Origin of the sequence: Streptomyces sp. NPDC096339 (genome assembly GCF_044762985.1) — a bacterium.
Classification (GTDB): domain Bacteria; phylum Actinomycetota; class Actinomycetes; order Streptomycetales; family Streptomycetaceae; genus Streptomyces.
The window spans coordinates 1-19,644 of sequence record NZ_JBIWFI010000050.1; the positions used below are offsets into that span (position 1 = coordinate 1).

Genomic DNA, 19,644 nt, shown 5'->3' on the forward strand with positions numbered 1-19,644 from the left:
GCGGGTGCATCTCCCTACCCCCCCCCGGGGGGGGGGGGTGGGGGCCCCCCCCCCCCCAACCGGGGGGGGGGGGGGTTTGCCGGGGGGGGGTTTGGGGGCGCGGGGGCCGGGGCGGAGCCTCGATCCTTCAGCCGGGTGCCGCCCTGCCTAGTGGCGGCCCGCGGTGAAGGCCTCGTACGCGTCGCAGACCTCCGCGGCCGGGCCGTCCATGCGGAGCACACCCGCCTCCAGCCAGATCGCGCGGTCGCAGGTCTCTCGGACGGTGCCGATGCCGTGGCTGACCAGGAAGACCGTGCCGGCGTGTTCGCGCAGTTCCTCGATGCGGGCCTGGCTGCGCCGCTGGAAGGCGGCGTCGCCGGTCGCCAGGGCTTCGTCGATCATCAGGACGTCGTGGTCCTTGGCGGCGGCGATGGAGAACCGCAGGCGGGCGCCCATGCCGGAGGAGTACGTGCGCATGGGCAGGGAGATGAAGTCGCCCTTCTCGTTGATGCCGGAGAAGTCGACGATGCCCTGGTAGCGCTCCTTGATCTGCTCCCGGGTCATGCCCATGGCGAGGCCGCCGAGGACGACGTTGCGCTCGCCCGTCAGGTCGTTCATCAGGGCGGCGTTCACGCCGAGCAGGGACGGCTGGCCGTGCGAGTAGATCCGGCCCCGGGCCACCGGCTGGAGGCCGGCGATCGCGGCCAGGAGGGTGGACTTGCCCGAGCCGTTGGTGCCGATGAGGCCGATGGCCTCGCCCTTGTACGCGGTGAAGGTGACGCCCTTGACGGCGTGCACCTCGCGGATGCCGGGGGCCGGCTTGCGGGAGAAGATCCGGCTCAGGGCCGCGGTGGCGGCGCCCTTGCGGCCTCCGCCGTTGACCTTGTAGACGACGTGGACCCCGTCCGCGATGACGGTGGGCACGCGGGTGTCGGTGGGGGTGGTGGTGAGCTCAGCCACGGCCGTACTCCTCCTCGGCCTTCCAGAAGTAGATGAACCCGCCGACTCCGGCGAGCAGGGCCCAGCCGATGGCGACGAGCCACGCGTGGTGGGGGAGCGAGTGCGCCTGGAAGCTGTCGATCAGCGAGAAGCGCATCAGGTCGATGTAGACGGCCGCCGGGTTGAGCTTGAGCATCATCGACACCCAGTGCGGCAGCTGGTCCGACTTGAGCATCGAGTCGATGGACCACATGACGCCCGAGGAGTACATCCACGTCCGCAGGACGAAGGGCATCAGCTGGCTGACGTCCGGGCTCTTGCTGCCGATCCGGGCCATGACCATGGCGACGCCGGCGGCGAAGACGGCCATCAGGAAGAGGGTGGGGACCGCCAGCAGCCAGGCCGGGCCGGGGGTCTGACCGAAGGCGAGCAGCAGGATGACCAGGGCGCCCATGGTGACGAGCAGCTGCTGGAAGAGCTGTGCGACGGTGGAGATCGGCAGGCTCGCGCGGGGGAAGTGCAGGGCGCGGACCAGGCCGAGGTTGCTGTGGACGGAGCGGGTGCCGGCGTTGATGGAGCTGCCGATGAAGTCCCAGACGAACACGCCGGTGATCAGGAACGGTACGTAGTCGGCCACGCCGTGGCTGGCGCGCATCACGATGCCGAAGATGAAGTAGTAGACCGCCGCGTTCAGGAGCGGGGTCACCAGGTGCCAGACCTGGCCGAGCTTCGCGTTGCTGTACTGCGCCTGCATGCGGGCGGTTGCGTACGCCGTCACGAAGTGGCGGCGGTCCCAGAGCTCCGCGACGTAGCGGGGGAGGGTGGGGCGGGCGCCGCTGAGGGTCAGGCCGTGGGCGGCCGCGAGCTCCGCGAGCTGGGCGGAGGTGGGCGGGGAAGCCTTCGGGGATTCAGGGTGCGCGGGTGCCGTCGAGGTGGTCACGAGGGTCGCTTTCGCCGGGGTCGGGGCGTCGCCGACGACGGGACGGGTCCGTATCGTCGCTACGGCGAGGGTAGGGCGCGACACGTCGGAACGCAACCGTTTCGTCGTTACGTGGCGCGGTTATGCTCTGTGCATGACCACGGATCCTGCCGCCGCTCCCGCCTCCGCCCCGCGCCGTGCCCCCGCCGGGGCCGCCGTCCTGCGGGAGGACGTGACCGAGGCGATCCAGGCCGCGGTGGTGGAGGAACTGGCCGCGGTGGGCTTCGCGCGGATGTCGATCGAGGGCATCGCGCGACGCGCGGGCGTCGGCAAGACGGCGGTGTACCGGCGGTGGAAGTCGAAGCTGCACCTGGTGCTGGACCTGGTGGGGGCCTTCGCGGTGGACGGGCTGCCGGTGCCGGCGACGGGGTCGCTGTACGGGGACGTACGGGCCCTGCTGGAGGTCATGGCGCACGTGCTGCGGCACCCGGTCGCGTCGGCGGTGATCCCCGACCTGCTGGTCGAGGCCGCCCGTAATCCGGAGATCGCCGACGCGGTGCGCGGCGCCCTGCTGGAGGGCGAGCGGCGGATGGCGCAGAGCATCGTCTCGGAGGCCGTCGCGCGCGGTGAGCTGGCCCCCGGCACCGACCCGGGCCGGGCTCTCGACCTCGCGATCGGCCCCTTGTACTGGCGCCAGGTCGTCGTACGCGAGCCCGTCCCGGCCGACTACCTGGACGACCTGGCCCGCTCGGTCGTGGCGGGTCTGACGGTCACCGCGGGCTGACCGGGAGCTGGGCTGATCAGGCGCCGCCGGACCACGCTTGGCCGAACGCAGGGAGCGCCTTCGCGGGGGCGAGGAGAAGGCGCGAGACGCTGCGGCTGCGGATGCCCCGGGCCGACGTGCCGTCCTCCCGGGATCCGTGCCCGGCGGGTGCGAGCGGCGCCCGTGGGGAATGGCTGCCGTCCCGACGCCGGCTGCACGCGCGAGGGCGAGTGGCGGCACGGACGAAAGGCGGCTCGATGGCCATGCCCATGCTCCTTCCGCACGCGCCCCTCGCGCGGAGACGACCACCCGTACGGCCGGCGGGCCGCCGGTGGACGGGGCTCGGCCGGGTCGGGGCGGCAGCGGCCCTGAGCGGGGTGCTCGTACTGTCCTCTCCAGGCGCCGCGTGGGCGGCGGCGGGGGACCTGGACACCGGCTTCGGCTCCGGCGGGGTGGTGCTCACCGGCTTCGGCAGCGGAAGCATCGACCAGGGCCGAGCGGCAGTCGTGCAGGGCGACGGCAAGATCGTCGCCGTGGGCCCCACCGTGAGCGGCAACGCCGACTTCGGGCTGGTGCGCTACAACGCCGACGGCGGCCTGGACACCACCTTCGGCAGCAACGGCACCGGCAAGGTGACCACCGGCTTCGGCAACGGCACCGGCGATGCCGATATCGACGTGGCGCTGCAGCACGACGGCAAGATCGTCGCCGCCGGCCAGAGTGACGACGACTTCGCGGTGGCCCGCTACAACACCGACGGCACCCTGGACACCACCTTCGGCGCCAACGCCAACGGCCGGGTCGTCACCGACTTCGGCGGCGGCATCAGCAGCGACTGGGGCCGGGCGGTACTGGTGCAGGCCGACGACAAGATCATTGTCGCCGGTCGCAGCGGGTCGGGCGGCTTCTACGATTTTGCTCTGGTCCGCTACAACGCCAACGGGACCCCGGACACCACCTTCGGCACCAACGGCAACGGCAAGGTGCTCACCGACTTCGCGGGCGGCGCCGTCGACGTCGTCCTCGACCTGGCGCAGCAGCCCGACGGCAAGATCGTCGCGGCCGGCCAGGGCGGCCCGCTGAACAACCCCTACATCGCGGTGGCCCGCTACGACTCCGACGGCACCCTGGACGGCACCTTCGGCGCCAACGGCCGGGCGACCACCGACGTGAGCAGCGGCAACGACGAAGCGATGAGCGTGGCGGTGCAGTCCGACGGCAAGATCGTCACCGCCGGGGACAGCCGCGCGAGCAACAACCTGTCCGACTTCACACTGGTCCGCTACGCCGCCGACGGCACCCCCGACGCCACCTTCGGCAACAGCGGCAACGGCCTGGTGACCACCGACTTCAACAACGGCAACAGCGACTTCGCGGGCGGCGTGGCGCTGCAGGCCGACGGCAAGATCGTCACCGCCGGCTACAGCCTCCTGCAGAACGACTCCGACTTCGCGCTGGCCCGCTACAACGCCAACGGCAGCCTGGACACCACCTTCGGCCCCGACGGCAACGGCAAGGTGCTCACCGAGCTCGGCTTCTTCAGCGACGGTGCCTTCAACATCGCGCTGCAGCCCGACGGCAAGGCCATCGCCGTCGGCAGCGCCAACGACGACTACGCGCTGGCCCGCTACCTCGGCGACCAGAGCGGCCCGACCGGACCCGACCTGTCCGTGGCCAAGAGCGGGCCGGCCACGGTCAGCCTCGGCGACCAGGCCTCCTACACCGTGACGGTGACCAACGCCGGCGCCACCACGCCGGCCACCAACGTCACCCTGACCGACCAGCTCACCGGATCCGGCCAGGTCCTCAGTGCCACGTCCACCCAAGGCACCTGCACCACCACGGCGTCCGGTGCGAACTGCTCCCTGGGCACCCTCGCCCCCGGCGCCCTCGCCACGGTCACCGTGACCGTGGAACCCACGGCCACCGGCCCGCTCACCAACACCGCCACGGCCGCCGCCACGGAGCCCGACCCGGCGCCGGGCAACAACACCGGCACGGCGCCCGCCATCGTGAACAACGCCCACGGCTGCACCCTCATCGGCACCGCCGGCGCCGACAACCTCACCGGCACCCCCCGCAACGACGTGATCTGCGCTCTCGGCGGCAACGACATCGTCGACGCACGCGGCGCCGACGACACCGTCTACGGCGGCTCCGGAAACGACACCGTCGACGGCGCGAGCGGCGCGGACATCCTGCTCGGCGGCCCCGGCAACGACACACTGAACGGTTCGAGCGGAGGCGACGTACTGAACGGCGGGCAGGGCAACGACTCGCTGAACGGCGGGCCGGGGAACGACAGGCTGAACACCGCCGACGGCGTCAACGGCAACGACTCGGCCGCCGGCGGGAGCGGCACCGACACCTGCACCACCGACCCGGGCGACACGACCGGCAGCTGCTAGTACGTCGGAGCCGAGGTGCCGGCGGCCCTACGGCCACAGCCCGGCCGACGCCGGCTCGGGGAGCAGCGAAGGGGACACCGAAGCGGCCCCCGGGGCCGGCCGCCGTTCCTCCAGGGGGACGACGGCCGGCACGGGGGAGGACTGGCCGAAGAACACGCGGCGGACCACGCGCTCCGCCGCGTGCCCGTCGTCGTACGAGCAGAAGCGGGCGCGGAACGCCGAGCGCAGCTGCGCCGAACGCGAGCCCTGCCAGTGGCCCGTGCCGAAGATGTCGACCAGTTCGTCCTCCGTGCGGGCGATCGCACCCGGCGGGCAGGCCCGCAGGTCGAAGTAGGTGCCGCGGGCCGCCTCGTACGCCTCCCAGTCGTCCGCGTGGATCACGATCGGCCGGTCCAGCGAGGCGTAGTCGAACATCAGGGACGAGTAGTCGGTGACGAGCGCGTCCGAGGCCAGGCAGAGTTCCTCCACCGAGGGGTGGGCGGAGACGTCGATGAGCCGGGGGTGGGGCTCCGCCGTCGCCGGGGCGTCCGCGTAGGTGAGGTGGGTGCGGGCCAGCAGGACGAAGCGCGGACCCAGATCGCGCAGGACCCGCTCGAAGTCGAGGTGGTCGGGGCGGCTGCGCCGGTAGTCGCGGTGCGTGGGGGCGTACAGGATCGCCGTCGAGCCGGCCGGGATGCCGAGGCGTTCGCGCAGCTCCAGGACCTCGGCCCGGGTGGCCCGGTGGAAGGGGTCGTTGCGGGGGTAGCCGTATTCGAGTGTGGTGTAGGAGGCGGGGACCGCCTTCTCCCACACCAGGGTGGAGTGCCGGTTCGCCGAGAGCAGGTAGTCCCACTGGTCGGCGCCCCGCAGCAGGCCCGCGAAGTCCGTCGTCGGGGCGGCCGCCGGGCGGTCCTGGAGGTCCAGGCCGACCCGCTTGAGCGGGGTGCCGTGCTGGGTCTGGAGCAGGACCTGGCCCGGGCGTTTGACCAGGGCGCGCTCGAAGTTGACGTTCGTGGTGAGGTAGGTGGCCCTGGCCAGGGCCGTCCAGTACGCAGCGGAGCCCGGCCGCAGCGCGGTCGTCTCCCGGGGCAGCGTCGCCGCGTGCTCCGGGTCGCAGATCCACGCCGTCCGCATCCGCGGCGCCAGCTCCCGCAGCTTCGCCTCGATCGCCGCCGGGTTGCAGGCGTAGCCGCCGTGCCAGTACGCCGAGAACACCGCCAGCTCCGGGCGGAGCGGGAGCAGGCGCTGGGTGCGGTAGTGCAGGCGCAGGGCGCTCTCGCGCAGCCCCCGCCCCAGGGCGGCGCCGCCGCGGCCCGTCGCCCGGGCGGCCGAGCGCAGCACCGACAGCAGCCGGTACGTGCGCCGCAGGCCCAGCCGCATCAGGGCGTGGCGCAGCTGCTCGGTGCGGGACAGGGACAGGGGCAGAGCGCCGCCACGGCCGGGGGCCCGGTAGCGGCGCAGGAGGGTCGAGGCCCGCTTGAAGAACTCGGGGCGGCCGGCGCGCGGGAGGCGGACCGGGTTGGCGTAGACGGAGCAGAAGTGCTCCGCCATCCGCCGGTGCAGGGCGGGGCGCCAGCGCTCCAGTTCGGGGCGGCCGGAGAGGTAGCCGAAGACCCGGTCGTACTGGTCGAAGAGGTCGAGGTGGCGGCGGCTGGGCGTGGTCAGGATCGAGCCGGTGCGCCGCTGGCGGTAGTGCACGCAGACCCGGTCCAGGACGGCGACGGACTCGGCGGCCAGCAGCGCCGGGTAGGTCCAGGGGGTGTCCTCGTAGAAGCCGGGCGGGAACCGCAGGCCCTCGCGCTCCACGTATTCGCGGCGGTAGGTCTTGTTCCACACCACCATCAGCAGACCGAGGAGGGCCGGGCGGTCGGCGAGGCGGAAGCTGGCCGGGCCCTCCTCGCAGAGGCGGTGCGCGAGGCTGTTGCGGACCGGCTCGCCCGTCCAGTAGGTGCGCGCGTAGTCGTAGACCAGGACGTCGGGGGATCCGGTGGCCTTCAGCCGGTCGGTGATGGCCTGCAGGGAACCGGGGACGAGGACGTCGTCGCCGTCGAGGAAGACCAGGTAGTCGCCGGTGGCCCGGGCCAGGCCCGCGTTGCGGGCGGGCCCCAGCCCGACGTTGTGCGGCAGGTGCACGGCGGTTACGCGCGGGTCCCGGGCCGCGTACTCGTCGATGATCGAACCGCAGGCGTCCGGGGACGCGTCGTCGACCGCGATCAGTTCCAGATCCGGGTACGACTGCGTCAGGACCGAGTCCAGACTTTCCTGCAGATAGGCCTGGACCTTGTACGCGGGCACGATGACGCTGAACCGGGGCACGGCACATCCAGGGGTCGGCGCGGGCATATTGCCCAGGAACCCCCGGCGTGGCGATCGGGTTACGCAGAGTGCGGCATTCGGGTTACGGAGCGTCAACGCCCCACGTCAACCGCTGTCTTCAGGGCGCCCCGGCCGACGGCGGCGGCTACTTGACCGCGCCCGCCATCACCCCCGAGACGAACTGCCGCTGGAAGGCGAAGAAGACGACGAGCGGCACCACCATGGACAGGAACGCGCCGGGCGCCAGTACGTCGATGTTGTTCCCGAACTGCCGTACCTGCTGCTGGAGCGCGACCGTCACCGGCGGGTTCGCCGAGTCCGCGAAGACCAGCGCGACCAGCATGTCGTTCCACACCCACAGGAACTGGAAGATTCCGAGCGAGGCGATCGCCGGGCCGCCCAGCGGCAGCACCACCCGGGCGAACAAACGCAGTTCGCCCGCTCCGTCGAGGCGGGCCGCCTCCAGCAGCTCGCGCGGGATCTCGGCGAAGAAGTTGCGCAGGAGGAAGATCGCGAAGGGCAGTCCGAAGGCCGTGTGGAAGAGGACCACGCCCGCGGTGGTCTCGAACAGGCCGATGGAGCCGAAGAGTTCGGAGACCGGGATCAGCGCCACCTGTACGGGGACGACCAGCAGCCCGACGACGACGAGGAACAGCCAGTCCCGGCCGGGGAACTCCAGCCAGGCGAAGGCGTATCCGGCGAAGGCGCCGAGGGCGACCACGAGCAGGGTGGCCGGTACCGCGATCGCGACGGTGCTGAGGAGGGAGTCGGTGATGGTGTCGTTGGCCAGCAGCCGCTCGTAGTTGTCGGCCGTCAGCCGTGCGGGTGCGGTCAGCACCTGCCACCAGCCGCCCTTGTTGAGGTCGGTGGGGGAGAGGAAGGAGGAGATCAGCAGGCCGAGTGTCGGCAGCAGCCAGAACAGCGCGGCCGCGACGAGGAACACGTGCGTGGCGCCTGCGGCGACCCGGGCCGGGCCTCTTGCGGCGAGCTTGGCTCGTACGGTGCCGCCTGCGGCGGGCTCGGCAGGCGGGTCGGTCGGGTCCGGTGCCTGGCCGGAACGGGTCATCGGGATCCCTCCTTGCGGAGCCGGCGGATGTTCACGAGCATCACCGGCACCACCAGCACCAGCAGCAGGACGGCGATCGCACTGCCCAGGCCCGGGTCGGCGTCCGTGCCGAAGGAGGTGCGGTACAGCTGGAGCGCGAGGACGTTCGCGTCGTCCTGCACCGCTCCGGGTGCGATCACGAAGACCAGGTCGAAGACCTTCATGACGTTGATGACCAGGGTGACGAGCACGACCACCAGTACGGGCGCCAACACCGGGACGGTGATCCGGCGGAACACCTGCCACTCGTTCGCCCCGTCCACCCGCGCGGCCTCCAGCAGCTCCCGCGGTACGGCCGCCAGCCCGGCCCCGATCAGCACCATCGCGAACCCGGCCCACATCCACACGTACGCCCCGATGACCGACGGGGTGACGAGCGCCGGGCCCAGCCACTCCACCCCCGCGTACGCCTCCCGGAAGTTCGACGCGGGCAGGCGCAGCAGGGCGCCGTCGGCCGACGCGGGCAGGGTGAAGGTGCCGTCGGCGCGGGTCGTCGCCGAGGCCACGACCTTCCCGTCCTTGACCGCCTCGATCCGCATGCCGGAGAACGCCGACTCGCTCGGGTCGACCGCGTTCGTCCGGCCGCCGCCGCCCCGGGTGAAGTCCTGCCAGGCCGTACCGGTGACCTTGCCCGGCTCGGCGGCCGCGGCCTTCGCCGTGCGGGTGCCCTCGGGCAGGGCCTCCGGAGCCACGCCGACCAGCGGGAGCACGGCCGGGGTGCCCGCCCTGACCGGATCGCGGGTCACGAAGGCGCCCCCGTCGGCCGGGACCAGCGGGGAGTCCCGGCCCGGGCGGGCCTTGGGGAACGCCGAGGACTCCGCGAACGTGTCGTGGACCCCGACCCAGACCGCGTTGGCGATGCCCCGCTCCGGGTCGTGGTCGTAGACCAGCCGGAAGATGATGCCCGCCGCCAGCATCGAGATCGCCATCGGCATGAAGACCAGCAACTTGAACGCCGTTCCCCAGCGCACCCGTTCGGTCAGCACCGCGAAGATCAGGCCGAGGGCGGTGGCCGTCGTCGGCGCCAGCACCACCCACACCGCCGTGTTCTTCAGGGCGGTGCGGATCGTGCCGTCGCCGAGGATCTCGCGGTAGTTGCCGGCGCCCACGAAGGTGTCCCCGGAGCGGTCGAAGAGGCTGCGGTAGACCGAGTAGCCGATCGGGTGCACGACGAGCGCGCCCAGCAGCACGAGCGCCGGGAGGAGGAACGCCGCCGCGATCAGGCGGCGGCGCCGGGCCTCCCGGGAGGTGGCCGCCACGGGAATCAGTTCCCGTAGGCCTTGGCCGCGTCGGCCTCCAGTTTCGCCTGCGTGCCCGCCACGTCCGACGGGTTCGCGAGGAAGTCCTGGAGGGCCTTCCACTCGCCCGCGCCCGGGGTCCCGCCGAAGGCGGACGGGGCCTGGTCCGACATGTCGAAGCGGAAGTCGTCGCCCGCCGCGAGCAGGGCCTTGGCGATGTCGCGCTGGATCTCATTGGGGTAGGCGCCCGGGTTCACCGCCCGGTTCGGGGAGACGAACCCGCCCTCGCGGGCCTGGATCTCCGCCGCGTCCGGCGAGGCCAGGAAGGTCAGCAGCGCCTGCGCGCCCTTCGAGGGCTTCAGCACGACCGCCACGTCACCGCCCGACACAACCGGAGCCTTCGCGCCGACCGCCGGGAAGGGGAAGACGAGGGCGTCCTTGCCCACCTTCGCTTCCGTCTGCGCGATGTTCACCGCCACGAAGTCGCCCTCGTAGACCATCGCGGCCGCCGGCCGGTCCCCGCCGGTGAACGTCTGCGTCACCGACTTCGGGAACTCCGTCGCGAGGGCCCCGCTCGGCCCGCCCGCCAGGAAGTCCTTGCGCCCGAAGAGCTCGGCGAGCGTGGTCAGCGCCTGCTTGACGCTGTCGTCCGTCCACTTGATCTGGTGCTTCGCCAACTGGTCGTACTTCTCCGGCCCCGCCTGCGAGAGGTAGACGTTCTCGAACCAGTCGGTGAGGGTCCAGCCGTCCGCGCCGGCCACGGAAACGGCCGGGGTACCGGAAGCCGAGAGCGTGTCCGCCGCCGTCAGCAGCTCCTTCCACGTCTTCGGCGGCTGCACGCCGGCCGCCTCGAAGGCCTTCGCGTTGTACCAGATCAGCGACTTGTTGGCGGCCTTGTAGTACACGCCGTACTGGGTGCCGTCGACCGCGCCGAGCTTCTTCCAGCCCGCCGAGTAGTTCGCGTCGAGCTGCGCCTGCGCCTCCGGGCCCACCGGCTGCGCCCACTTGTTCTGCACGGCCGAGACCAGAGCCCCGACCTGGGGGAGCAGCGCCACGTCCGGCGGGGCGCCGCCCGCGATCTTCGTGCCGAGGAAGGTGACGATCGGGTCCTGGGCCGGGACGAAGGTGACCGTCGCACCCGTCCGCTTCTCGAACTCCTTCAGGACCTTCGTGAAGTTCGCCTGCTCCGGGCCGGTCCAGACGGCCGCGACCTCCAGCTTCTCGCCGGTCAGCTTGGGTAACTGCACCCGCGGCGAGGCCGTCCCGCCCTGGGGCGGCTCCGAAGACCCGTCCTTGGTCCCGGACCCGCCGCCGTCCCCGCACGCGCCGAGCACGAGCGCGCCCGCCGCGGCCAGTGCCGCCCAGGTGAGTGTCGTACGGCCCGTTCCGTGCTTGCGCATGGTTCTGCCCCCGATGCCCGTGGATGCCCGTGGTGTGTCCTGGACCACAAGGTCTACGCCGACCCGCGCACCCCGCGCAATACCGCCTCGCGGGGGGCGCGGCCGCGTCTACGGGGCCGGCGGGAACAGCACGGGCACCGCCGAGACCAGGTGTGAGGCCCGGTCCAGGGCGCTGGCCAGCAGCGCGAGGTCGGTCGGCCCGTTGCCCAGTTCACGCACCGGACGGCGGGCCGGAGGGTCGCCCATCCGCTCCCATTCCACCGGGACCACAGTGGGCCGCAAGGTCGCCGTCCGGGGGATCCGGCCGGTCACCCTGCCCGCCTGGAAGGGCACCGTCCGCCCGTCCGCGTGCCGCAGCAGACCGCGGCCCGGCCCCGGCTGGTCGGGCGCGTCCAACTCCACCCGAAGGGTGGTCAGCCGGGCGAGGAGGGTGTCGGCCGTCCGGTCCGGGCGGGCGCTCGTGGCCACCAGGTGCACGCCGAGCCGGGCGCCCTCGCGGGCCACCGCCTCCAGCGCCCGCACCACCGAACCGGCGGCGGGCCGGCCCGTGGCGCCGAGCCCCGGCGCGACCAGCGCGTCGAAGTCGTCGACCAGCACCACCAGCCGGGGCAGCGGACTGGGCCCCGCCGGATCGGTGCGGGTGGCGGACGAGCGCAGCCGCAGCGTCCCCGAGCGCTGGGGGTCGAGGTCGCCGCGCAGCTCGCCCGCGCTGGGCTGGCGGGGGGAGACCATCCGGTCGGCGAGCTCCCGGCCCGCGTACTCCCGGCCGATCTGCTCCCGGCCCGCGTGCCACTCCGCGAACGGCACCCCGTCCAGCAGTTCGGCGCGGCGCTTGAGCTCCGCGCCCAGCGCCTGGGCGAACTCCCGCATGCGCAGCGGATCGGAGGCCACCAGATGGGCGGAGACGTGCGGGAGCTCGGTGCACGGCAGCAGGCCGTCCCCGCGCTCGCCGCCGGCCCCGTCGAGCAGGACCAGCGCGAGCCGGTCGGGCCGGGCCGCCGCCGACAGCGAGGCCGCCACCGAACGCAGCAGCTCCGTGCGGCCGCTCCCGGCGGGCCCCTCGATGAGCAGGTGCGGCCCGTCGTGCACCAGCTCGGCGCCCACGGGCCCGCGCCGGCCGCCGCCCAGCACGATCTCGGCGAGGCCGCCCACGCCCTGCCCCTGGTCCGTCGAGGCGGCCCAGCGGGCCATCAGGGAGGCCGGGGTGGCCCGGGCCAGCCCCAGCTCGTCCAGCAGCCGCGCGGTGGCCGGCAGGGCGGCGGCGGCCGGGCGGTAGGTCTCCGCGGAGCCCTCGGTGGTGCGCAGGGGTGCCAGCGCCCGGGCGAAGCGCTCGGCCCAGGCGGCGGAGACGGCGTCGGCGGTGGCGGTGGCTCCGGCGGGCACCGGCCGGCCGTCGCCGGTGGTGAAGGTCCGTACGGCCGTGGCCACGTCCCCGCTGAGCAGGGCGACCGCGCCGCAGTCGCGGAACGCGGGGGAGGCCGCGCAGGCGGCCTCGTACGTCTCGGCGACCGGGGAGGCGGGGGTCGAGGCCGGGGCCTCGGCGAGCGCGAGGACGTGGATCCCGGCGGCCGGCCCGTGCGAGGCGAGCCGCCCCGTGAGATCGCGGAGCGGGCCCGCGCCGGGGTCACCGTCGAGGACGACCAGCGTGTACGGACCCTCGTAGACGGCGGCGGCCCGCCGGACCTGGTCGGCGTCGGCGGCGGCCCAGTGCGTGCCGAGGGGACCGTCGTCGAGGCGCCGGGTCAGCTCGCCCGTGCGCGCGGCCGCCTGATCGCGGTCGTACGCCAGGAGCAGCCGGCAGTCCTGGCCGTGCGCGGGCCGTACGTGGGGCAGCCAGCCGAGCCATCCCCAGTCGCGGCGGCGGTCGGCGAGGCCGCGGGCGCGGTCGGTGGACAGCAGTACGATCTCCAGCTGCCCGGGCGCGTGCAGTGCGGCGAGCTGGGCCACCACCCAGCGCGCGACCCCGGTCAGCCGGGCCCGCGGCCCGGCCACGCCGAGCCCGCCGACGGCGGGCAGCGACACCCGGCACCCGGCGCCGAGCCCGACCTCCAGATGCCGGGGGTGGTCGGCCGTGCGCGACCACAGGCGCTCGGTGGGCGCGAGCGCGGCCAGCAGCAGTGCGGCGGGGTCGTCGGCGTCGGGCACGGCGGCCGCCGCGGCCGGCTCCTGCGGCTCCTCGACGGCGTCCTCCCCGCGCACCCACTTCCGCGCCCAGGCGCCTATCCCCTTGCGGCGTGCCTTGTCGGGGGCGGGGGGTGTCCCGGGGCCGTTGGCCCCCGTGCTGCCGTCCGACGCCCCGCCGGTCCCGGTCCACCCGGCCGCACCGACCGCGCCGTGCCCGGCCGCACCGTGCGGCGCCTCGCCGTGGGTTCCGGCGCCCTGGCCCGCGGCGCGCCCGGCATTGCCGGGGGTGTCCGTGCCGGCCGCGCCGTGCACGGCCGCACCGCGCGGCGTGCCGCCGTGGGTTCCGGCGCCCTGGCCCGCGGGCCGACCGGGGGTGCCGGCGGCGTCCGTACCGTCCGGCGTGCCGCCGGGGTACGCCGGGCCGTTCGCGCCCGGGGCGTTCGGGGGCGTTCCGTCGGGGGTGCCCGACGGGCCTCCGCGGTCCGGGGTGCCGGCCGAGAGGGAGAGGTGGCCCTCCAGGTCCGGGGCGACCGGGCGGGGGGCGGCCGTGGCCGGAGGGGCCAGGCGGAGGGTGGACTCGCCGACCCGGAGCAGGGCTCCCGGGGTCAGGGCGACCGGCTGCGGGCCCACCGGGGTGCCGTCCAACGTGGTGCCGTTCGTGGAGTCCAGGTCGGCCACGGCGACCCGCCCGTCCCGCAGCACCGTCACCGCGCAGTGCAGCCGCGAGACGTCCGGGTCGTCCAGCGGGACGTCGGCGTCGGCGGAGCGGCCGACCCGGATCTGCCCGCTGTGCAGCAGGTGCACCCCGCCCGCGTCGGGTCCGGCGACCACGTGCAGTTCGGGGGCGCCGAGGCTCTCCTCCGGCAGGACGTCCGGCACCGGCACGTTCAGCGAGAGCACCGCCCCGTCGACGAGCGGCGGCTCGCCCAGGACCCGCCGCTGGAGGTCGAGCCGTTCCGCACCCGCGTAGAGCACGACCGTGCCCCCGGTGTCGGGTCCGCCCACGGTCGCCGCCAGCCCGGAGGCCACCGCGGCCAGCACGGTGCCGACGGGCGCGGTGACGAGCACGTCACAGCCGGCGGGGGCGCTCGCGGTCTGGTGGCCGCTGCGCGACCCGAGGACGGTCAGCCGGATCTGCATCGCCGTCAGCGGTCCCTTCTGCGCGGTGGGCGCGGTGTGTGCGCCCGGCAGGGGAATGACGGGACGGGCATGGCTGCCCGTACGTCGCCCCCCGCCCGGCACGGACGCGTCGTCCGGTCAGGTCTGCCGGAAGGCGGGCTCCCGTCCCGTGCCTTCCGTACGTGTGCATCCTCGCACCTGTTACGGACAACACGCCCGGCACCCGCCGACAAATGATCTTGTTCGATCAGCGGGCGGGCCCGACCTGGCCGAATGCAGAGCAAAAACGCCAGCGGCATACGCCCGGAACGTCACCCTTCGTACATACGTGCGGCAACCAACCTCACGTGACCCGCGTCTTGCACAGGGACACCCCCTAGAGTGGGCCGGAAAACCGATCGGGACATCAGATCGGCACAGCAGATCGACACGCAGATCGACACAGCAGCAGGGGAGCGCGAGACGTGCGGCCAGTCGGCAGCAAGTACCTGCTCGAGGAGCCGCTCGGGCGCGGCGCCACGGGCACTGTCTGGCGTGCCCGCCAGAGGGAGGCCGCGGGCGCCGAGGCGGCCGTGGCCGGCCAGCCCGGCGAGACCGTGGCCATCAAGGTCCTCAAGGAGGAGCTGGCCCAGGACCCCGACATCGTCATGCGCTTCCTGCGGGAGCGCTCGGTCCTGCTGCGCCTGACCCACCCCAACATCGTCCGCACCCGCGACCTCGTCGTCGAAGGTGACCTGCTCGCTCTCGTCATGGACCTGATCGACGGCCCGGACCTGCACAAGTACCTCCGCGAGAACGGCCCCTTCAGCCCGGTCGCCGCGAGCCTGCTGACCGCCCAGATCGCGGACGCGCTCGCCGCCAGCCACGCCGACGGCGTCGTCCACCGCGACCTGAAGCCCGCGAACGTGCTGCTCGACGAGCGCGGCGGCCAGATGAAGCCGATGCTCACCGACTTCGGCATCGCCCGCCTCGCGGACTCCCCGGGCCTGACCCGCACCCACGAGTTCGTCGGCACCCCGGCCTACGTCGCCCCCGAGTCCGCCGAGGGCCGTCCGCAGACCTCCGCCGTCGACATCTACGGCGCCGGGATCCTGCTCTACGAGCTGCTCACCGGCCGCCCGCCGTTCGCCGGCGGCACCGCCCTCGAAGTGCTGCACCGCCACCTCAGCGAGGAGCCGCAGCGCCCCTCGACCGTGCCCGAACCGCTGTGGACGGTCGTCGAGCGCTGCCTGCGCAAGGAGCCGAACGAGCGCCCCAGCGCCGTGAGCCTGGCCCGCGCCCTGCGCGTGGTCGCCTCCGGCATCGGCGTGCACTCCTCGGCCGCCGAGGTCGAGGCCGCGCTCGGCGTCGGCGCGCTGCTCGCCCCCGACCCCTCGCCGGCGCCGGTCCCCGAGACCCCGGGCGCCGCAGACGCCACCCAGGTGCTGCCGACGGGCGCCGCCGCGCCCATGGGGGCGTACGACCCGAACGCGATGACCAGCGTCATGCCGCCGGTCGGCGCCGCCGACGCGACCACGGTGCTGCCGAGCACGGGCGGCCCGGGCGCCGACCCGACCTCGGTCATGCCGCCCGTGCAGCGGCCGGACCAGCCGCACCCGTGGCAGTCGCAGCTGCAGGCCGCCCGCGACCGCAACGAGCAGACGCAGATGCACTACCTCGACCCGAGCGAGGACCCCCTGCGCCGCCGTCCGCAGCGCCAGGCGCCCCCGCCGCCGCAGCACCGGCCCCAGCAGCCCCCGCAGCAGCAGTACCGCCAGGCTCCGCCGCCGCAGCAGCCTCCCCAGTACCGGCAGCAGCCGCAGCAGCCCCAGCACCAGCAGTACGCGCCTCCGCCGCCGCAGCACTACCAGCCCCAGGCCCAGCAGCAGCGCCAGCCGCAGCCGTACCAGCAGCCGCAGGCGCCGCAGCAGCCGCAGTACCGCCAGCCGCAGCAGCAGCCCCCGCAGGCCCCGCCGCAGCAGCAGCCCCCGCGGGAGCCCCGCGAGCCGCGCCGCCGCAGCGCCAACCCGGTGAAGATCCCCGGCCTCGGCTGCCTCAAGGGGTGCCTGGTCCTGATCGTGCTGTTCTTCGTCGCGGGCTGGCTGATCTGGGAGTTCACCCCGCTCCAGGAGTGGGTCGGCACCGGCAAGGGCTGGTTCGACCAGCTGTGGACCTGGGGCTCCGAAGTCGTCGACTGGATCGGCACGATCGGGGACGCCGCCGGCTCCGCGGGGTCCAACCAGCCCTGAAGCGGACCCTTGTAGCGCCGAGTTCGTGGATTTGTCGACTTCTGGGGCGTGTTTTCGCCCGCAGAAGTGAAGGTCACCGCGAATCGGGGCCCCTGCCGGCCTCCAACCCCCACCCGGACGCGTAGCTTTGGTGCGTACGCCAGCCGCTGAGGGAGCAGTCGTGGCACGGAAGATCGGCAGCCGGTACACCGCGCACCAGATCCTGGGGCGCGGCAGCGCGGGCACGGTGTGGCTCGGCGAGGGGCCTGACGGGCCCGTCGCCGTCAAACTGCTGCGCGAGGACCTCGCGTCCGACCAGGAACTGGTCGGACGGTTCGTCCAGGAGCGCAGCGCGCTGCTCGGCCTGGAACATCCGCACGTGGTCTCCGTCCGGGACCTCGTCGTCGACGGCAACGACCTCGCGCTCGTCATGGACCTCGTACGCGGTACGGACCTGCGCACGCGCCTCGACCGCGAGCGGAGGCTCGCCCCCGAGGCGGCCGTCGCGATCGTCGCGGACGTGGCCGACGCGCTGGCGGCCGCGCACGCGGCGGGGGTCGTCCACCGGGACGTCAAGCCGGAGAACGTCCTGCTCGACATGCAGGGCCCGCTCGGCCCGGGCGGCTCGCATCCGGCGCTGCTCACCGACTTCGGCGTGGCCAAGCTGATCGACTCGCCGAAGCGGGCCGCCGGGGTGCGGGCGTCGGCCCCCACCACCCGGATCATCGGGACCCCGGACTACCTGGCCCCGGAGATCGTCGAGGGCCTGCCCCCGCGGGCGGCGGTCGACATATACGCCCTGGCCACGGTCCTGTACGAGCTGCTGGCCGGCTTCACGCCGTTCGGCGGGGGCCACCCGGGAGCGGTGCTCCGCCGGCACGTCACGGAGACCGTCGTCCCACTGCCCGGGATCCCCGACGAGCTGTGGCAGCTGATGGTGCAGTGCCTGGCGAAGGCCCCCGCGTCCAGGCTCCGTGCCTCGGAGCTGTCGGTCCGCCTGCGGGACCTGCTGCCGCTGCTGGCCGGGATGCCGCCGCTGGACGTGGACGAGCCGGACGACGCGGAGCCGGAGCCGGATCCCTCGGAGGAGCCGGCCGCGGCCGCCGATCCCGTCCGGCGCCGGGGTGTGGTCCCGCTGGTCCCCGGGTCCGCGACGGACTCCAACCGGGACACCCACACCTCGATGCGGGTACCGGGGCCGGACGAGCTGGCGGGCGGCGCGCTGGGCACGGCCCGCGTGCCGAGGCCTGCCGGCGGCCACCGGCCAGGCTCGGCCCGCCACCGCGCGGAGGCCGCCCGCAAGCGGCGGCTGGCGCTGTCGGGTGCGGCCGTGGCGCTGGCCGCGGTGGTCGGCGTGGGCACGTGGCTCGCCGTATCGGGCGAGGACGCCCCGCCGGCCCGCCAGGACAACAAACACTCCAGCCCCCGCACGCCGTAACCTGCGGCCCGTCTCCCGGGGCTACGCCCCGGACCCCGCGCCTCAAACGCCGGCGGGGCTGGAGTTGCCTCCGGCGGCGCTCGAACGCCGGCGGGGCCGGATCTGCCTCCGGCGGAGCCTCAAAAGCCGGCGAGGCTGGATTTTGGCTCCGGCGCGGCCGAAATCCAGCCTCGCTTGGCGGACGGCAGGAGCGAAAACCAGCCCCTCCGGCGTTTGAGGAGCGGGGTACGGGGCGGAGCCCCGGATCTTTGAGCCGCGCCGACAGGGCGGCACCAGCCGGATCCAGCCCCGCCGGCGTTTGAGGCGCGGGGTCCGGGCGGAGCCCGGGAGCCCCGCGCAGCGGGTGGCGGCCCCGCGCCCCCGGGTACGGCTACGCCGGGACCACCAGCTCGGGGTGCCAGCGCCGCGCCACGGCCGGGTGGGCGCGGATCCAGCCCTTCAGCTCGTTGCGGCCGTACTCGGCGTGCAGCGGGTTCGACGCGTCGTGCACGACGCCCGGCGCCGTGCGCAGGTACTCGCCCGGCACCGTGTCGATCACCGCGTCCAGCCGCGGGTTGTAGAAGAACGGCACCGAGTACCGCTCCACCGCCCCCGGCGGGCTGACCACCCGGTGGTCCGTCGCCGTCAGGTAGCCCTCCGTGGCGATCTCCAGCAGCTCGCCCAGGTTGACCACGAAGGCCCCCGGGAGCGGCGGGACGTCGAGGTAGCCCCCGCCCCGGACCACCTGGAGGCCGCCCACCGAGTCCTGGAGGAGCAGCGTGAGGAAGCCGTAGTCCTTGTGCGCGCCGACCCCCTGGTCCGCCCCGGACGGCGCCGACCCCGGGTAGCGGATCAGCTTCGTGTGCAGGTGGGGGCGGTCGGCGAAGGCCGCGTCGAAGAAGTCCGCCGGGGCGCCGATCGAGGCGAGGAGCTCCTTGAGCAGCCGGTGGGCCACCGCCGCGAGGCGGGACTGCCAGTCCAGGACGACCGTGCGCAGCTCCGGGAGCGCGACCGGCCACTGGTTCGGGCCCTCCAGCCACAGGTACGCCGGGTCGCCCGGCCGCAGCACCGGCGCCGGCCGCTCCGCGCCGACGTCCAGCTGGTCCCGCCAGTCGGAGGCCCCGCCGGTCAGCTCGTGGCCGATCCGGGTGTAGCCGCGGAAGTGCGGCGAGTTCAGGTTGCTCACGGCGAGCCGGTCGGCCTCCGGGAGGGCGAAGAAAGCCCTGGTCAGCTCCAGGATGCGGGCGCTCTCCGCGGCGGTGACGCCGTGCCCGGTCAGGTGCAGGAACCCGGTGTCCCTGGCCGCGGCGTGCAGCTGCTTCAGGAAGTCGGGCCGCAGGGCGGGATCGTCGGCCTGGGAGAGGTCCAGGACGGGGAGGGAGGGCGTCGAGGAAGTCGAGGAGATATGGGAGTGCGCGGACGGCATGACGGCTCCGTTTCGGGATGTCACGGGGTCCTGTTCCCCTTCGGGTGGCGGGGGCCGCGGGTGGGGTGGGCCGCCGGCAGGGATGGCGCCGGGACCGCTGGGCCGCGTACAGGACCAAGTCGGATCGGGGTGGATCAGGCTTGGGACAGGTCCGGCGGCAGACAGCTCGACGTCGTGACACGCATGTGGTCCACATGGCGGCGCTTGACGAGGAGAACGGTCATACGCTGAGCGTACGCCTGGGCGACCGGCCGTCAGAACGGGTGATTCGGCCTGCCCGGACGGCCTCGCCCGAGGACCGGCTA

The 19,644-nt window shown here is 74.0% G+C and carries 12 protein-coding genes; 4 read left to right on the forward strand and 8 right to left on the reverse strand.

Annotated features, from left to right (window positions below; all coding sequences use genetic code 11):
* Positions 1 to 147: 147 nt before the first annotated feature.
* A complete protein-coding gene (locus ACIQ5Y_RS36860; RefSeq protein ID WP_403890915.1) occupies positions 148 to 939 on the reverse strand; it encodes an ABC transporter ATP-binding protein in 792 nt (263 codons plus the stop codon).
* Entirely contained in the window at positions 932 to 1,858 is a 927-nt protein-coding gene (locus tag ACIQ5Y_RS36865) for an ABC transporter permease (RefSeq protein ID WP_403890918.1), read from the reverse strand. Before ACIQ5Y_RS36865 ends, ACIQ5Y_RS36860 begins: the two co-directional genes overlap by 8 nt.
* A gap of 133 nt (positions 1,859 to 1,991) precedes the next feature.
* Between ACIQ5Y_RS36865 and ACIQ5Y_RS36870 the strand changes: the two genes are divergently transcribed.
* Positions 1,992 to 2,621 carry a TetR/AcrR family transcriptional regulator gene (locus tag ACIQ5Y_RS36870; protein ID WP_403890921.1) on the forward strand — a complete coding sequence of 210 codons (630 nt, stop codon included), beginning with the start codon at positions 1,992 to 1,994 and terminating at the stop codon, positions 2,619 to 2,621.
* 242 nt (positions 2,622 to 2,863) lie between these two features.
* Complete coding sequence (locus tag ACIQ5Y_RS36875; protein WP_403890924.1) at positions 2,864 to 5,008, forward strand: calcium-binding protein; 2,145 nt, start codon at positions 2,864 to 2,866, stop codon at positions 5,006 to 5,008.
* Between the two features lie 27 nt (positions 5,009 to 5,035).
* Here ACIQ5Y_RS36875 and ACIQ5Y_RS36880 read toward each other — a convergent pair whose 3' ends face one another.
* The 5 genes from ACIQ5Y_RS36880 to ACIQ5Y_RS36900 all read right to left on the reverse strand — a co-directional run bounded on the left by ACIQ5Y_RS36880 (position 5,036) and on the right by ACIQ5Y_RS36900 (position 14,310).
* Positions 5,036 to 7,303, reverse strand: a complete 2,268-nt coding sequence (locus tag ACIQ5Y_RS36880; protein ID WP_403890927.1) for a CDP-glycerol glycerophosphotransferase family protein — start codon at positions 7,301 to 7,303, stop codon at positions 5,036 to 5,038.
* A gap of 145 nt (positions 7,304 to 7,448) precedes the next feature.
* Positions 7,449 to 8,369, reverse strand: coding sequence for a carbohydrate ABC transporter permease (locus tag ACIQ5Y_RS36885; RefSeq protein WP_403890930.1), 921 nt, complete (start codon positions 8,367 to 8,369; stop codon positions 7,449 to 7,451).
* The gene (locus ACIQ5Y_RS36890; protein WP_403891002.1) at positions 8,366 to 9,676 is read right to left on the reverse strand and encodes a carbohydrate ABC transporter permease; all 1,311 of its coding nucleotides are present in this window, start codon (positions 9,674 to 9,676) and stop codon (positions 8,366 to 8,368) included. The genes ACIQ5Y_RS36885 and ACIQ5Y_RS36890 overlap by 4 nt, the downstream gene beginning before the upstream one ends.
* Positions 9,673 to 11,046 carry an ABC transporter substrate-binding protein gene (locus ACIQ5Y_RS36895; RefSeq protein ID WP_403890932.1) on the reverse strand — a complete coding sequence of 458 codons (1,374 nt, stop codon included), beginning with the start codon at positions 11,044 to 11,046 and terminating at the stop codon, positions 9,673 to 9,675. Before ACIQ5Y_RS36895 ends, ACIQ5Y_RS36890 begins: the two co-directional genes overlap by 4 nt.
* A gap of 108 nt (positions 11,047 to 11,154) precedes the next feature.
* Complete coding sequence (locus tag ACIQ5Y_RS36900) at positions 11,155 to 14,310, reverse strand: FHA domain-containing protein (protein WP_403890935.1); 3,156 nt, start codon at positions 14,308 to 14,310, stop codon at positions 11,155 to 11,157.
* Between the two features lie 443 nt (positions 14,311 to 14,753).
* Here ACIQ5Y_RS36900 and ACIQ5Y_RS36905 point away from each other — a divergent pair, with 443 nt between their 5' ends.
* A complete protein-coding gene (locus ACIQ5Y_RS36905; protein ID WP_403890938.1) occupies positions 14,754 to 16,517 on the forward strand; it encodes a protein kinase in 1,764 nt (587 codons plus the stop codon).
* A gap of 160 nt (positions 16,518 to 16,677) precedes the next feature.
* Positions 16,678 to 17,934, forward strand: a complete 1,257-nt coding sequence (locus ACIQ5Y_RS36910) for a serine/threonine-protein kinase (RefSeq protein WP_403890941.1) — start codon at positions 16,678 to 16,680, stop codon at positions 17,932 to 17,934.
* A 370-nt stretch (positions 17,935 to 18,304) separates the two neighbouring features.
* Here ACIQ5Y_RS36910 and ACIQ5Y_RS36915 read toward each other — a convergent pair whose 3' ends face one another.
* Positions 18,305 to 19,339, reverse strand: coding sequence for an isopenicillin N synthase family dioxygenase (locus ACIQ5Y_RS36915; RefSeq protein ID WP_403891005.1), 1,035 nt, complete (start codon positions 19,337 to 19,339; stop codon positions 18,305 to 18,307).
* Between the last annotated feature and the right edge of the window lie 305 nt (positions 19,340 to 19,644).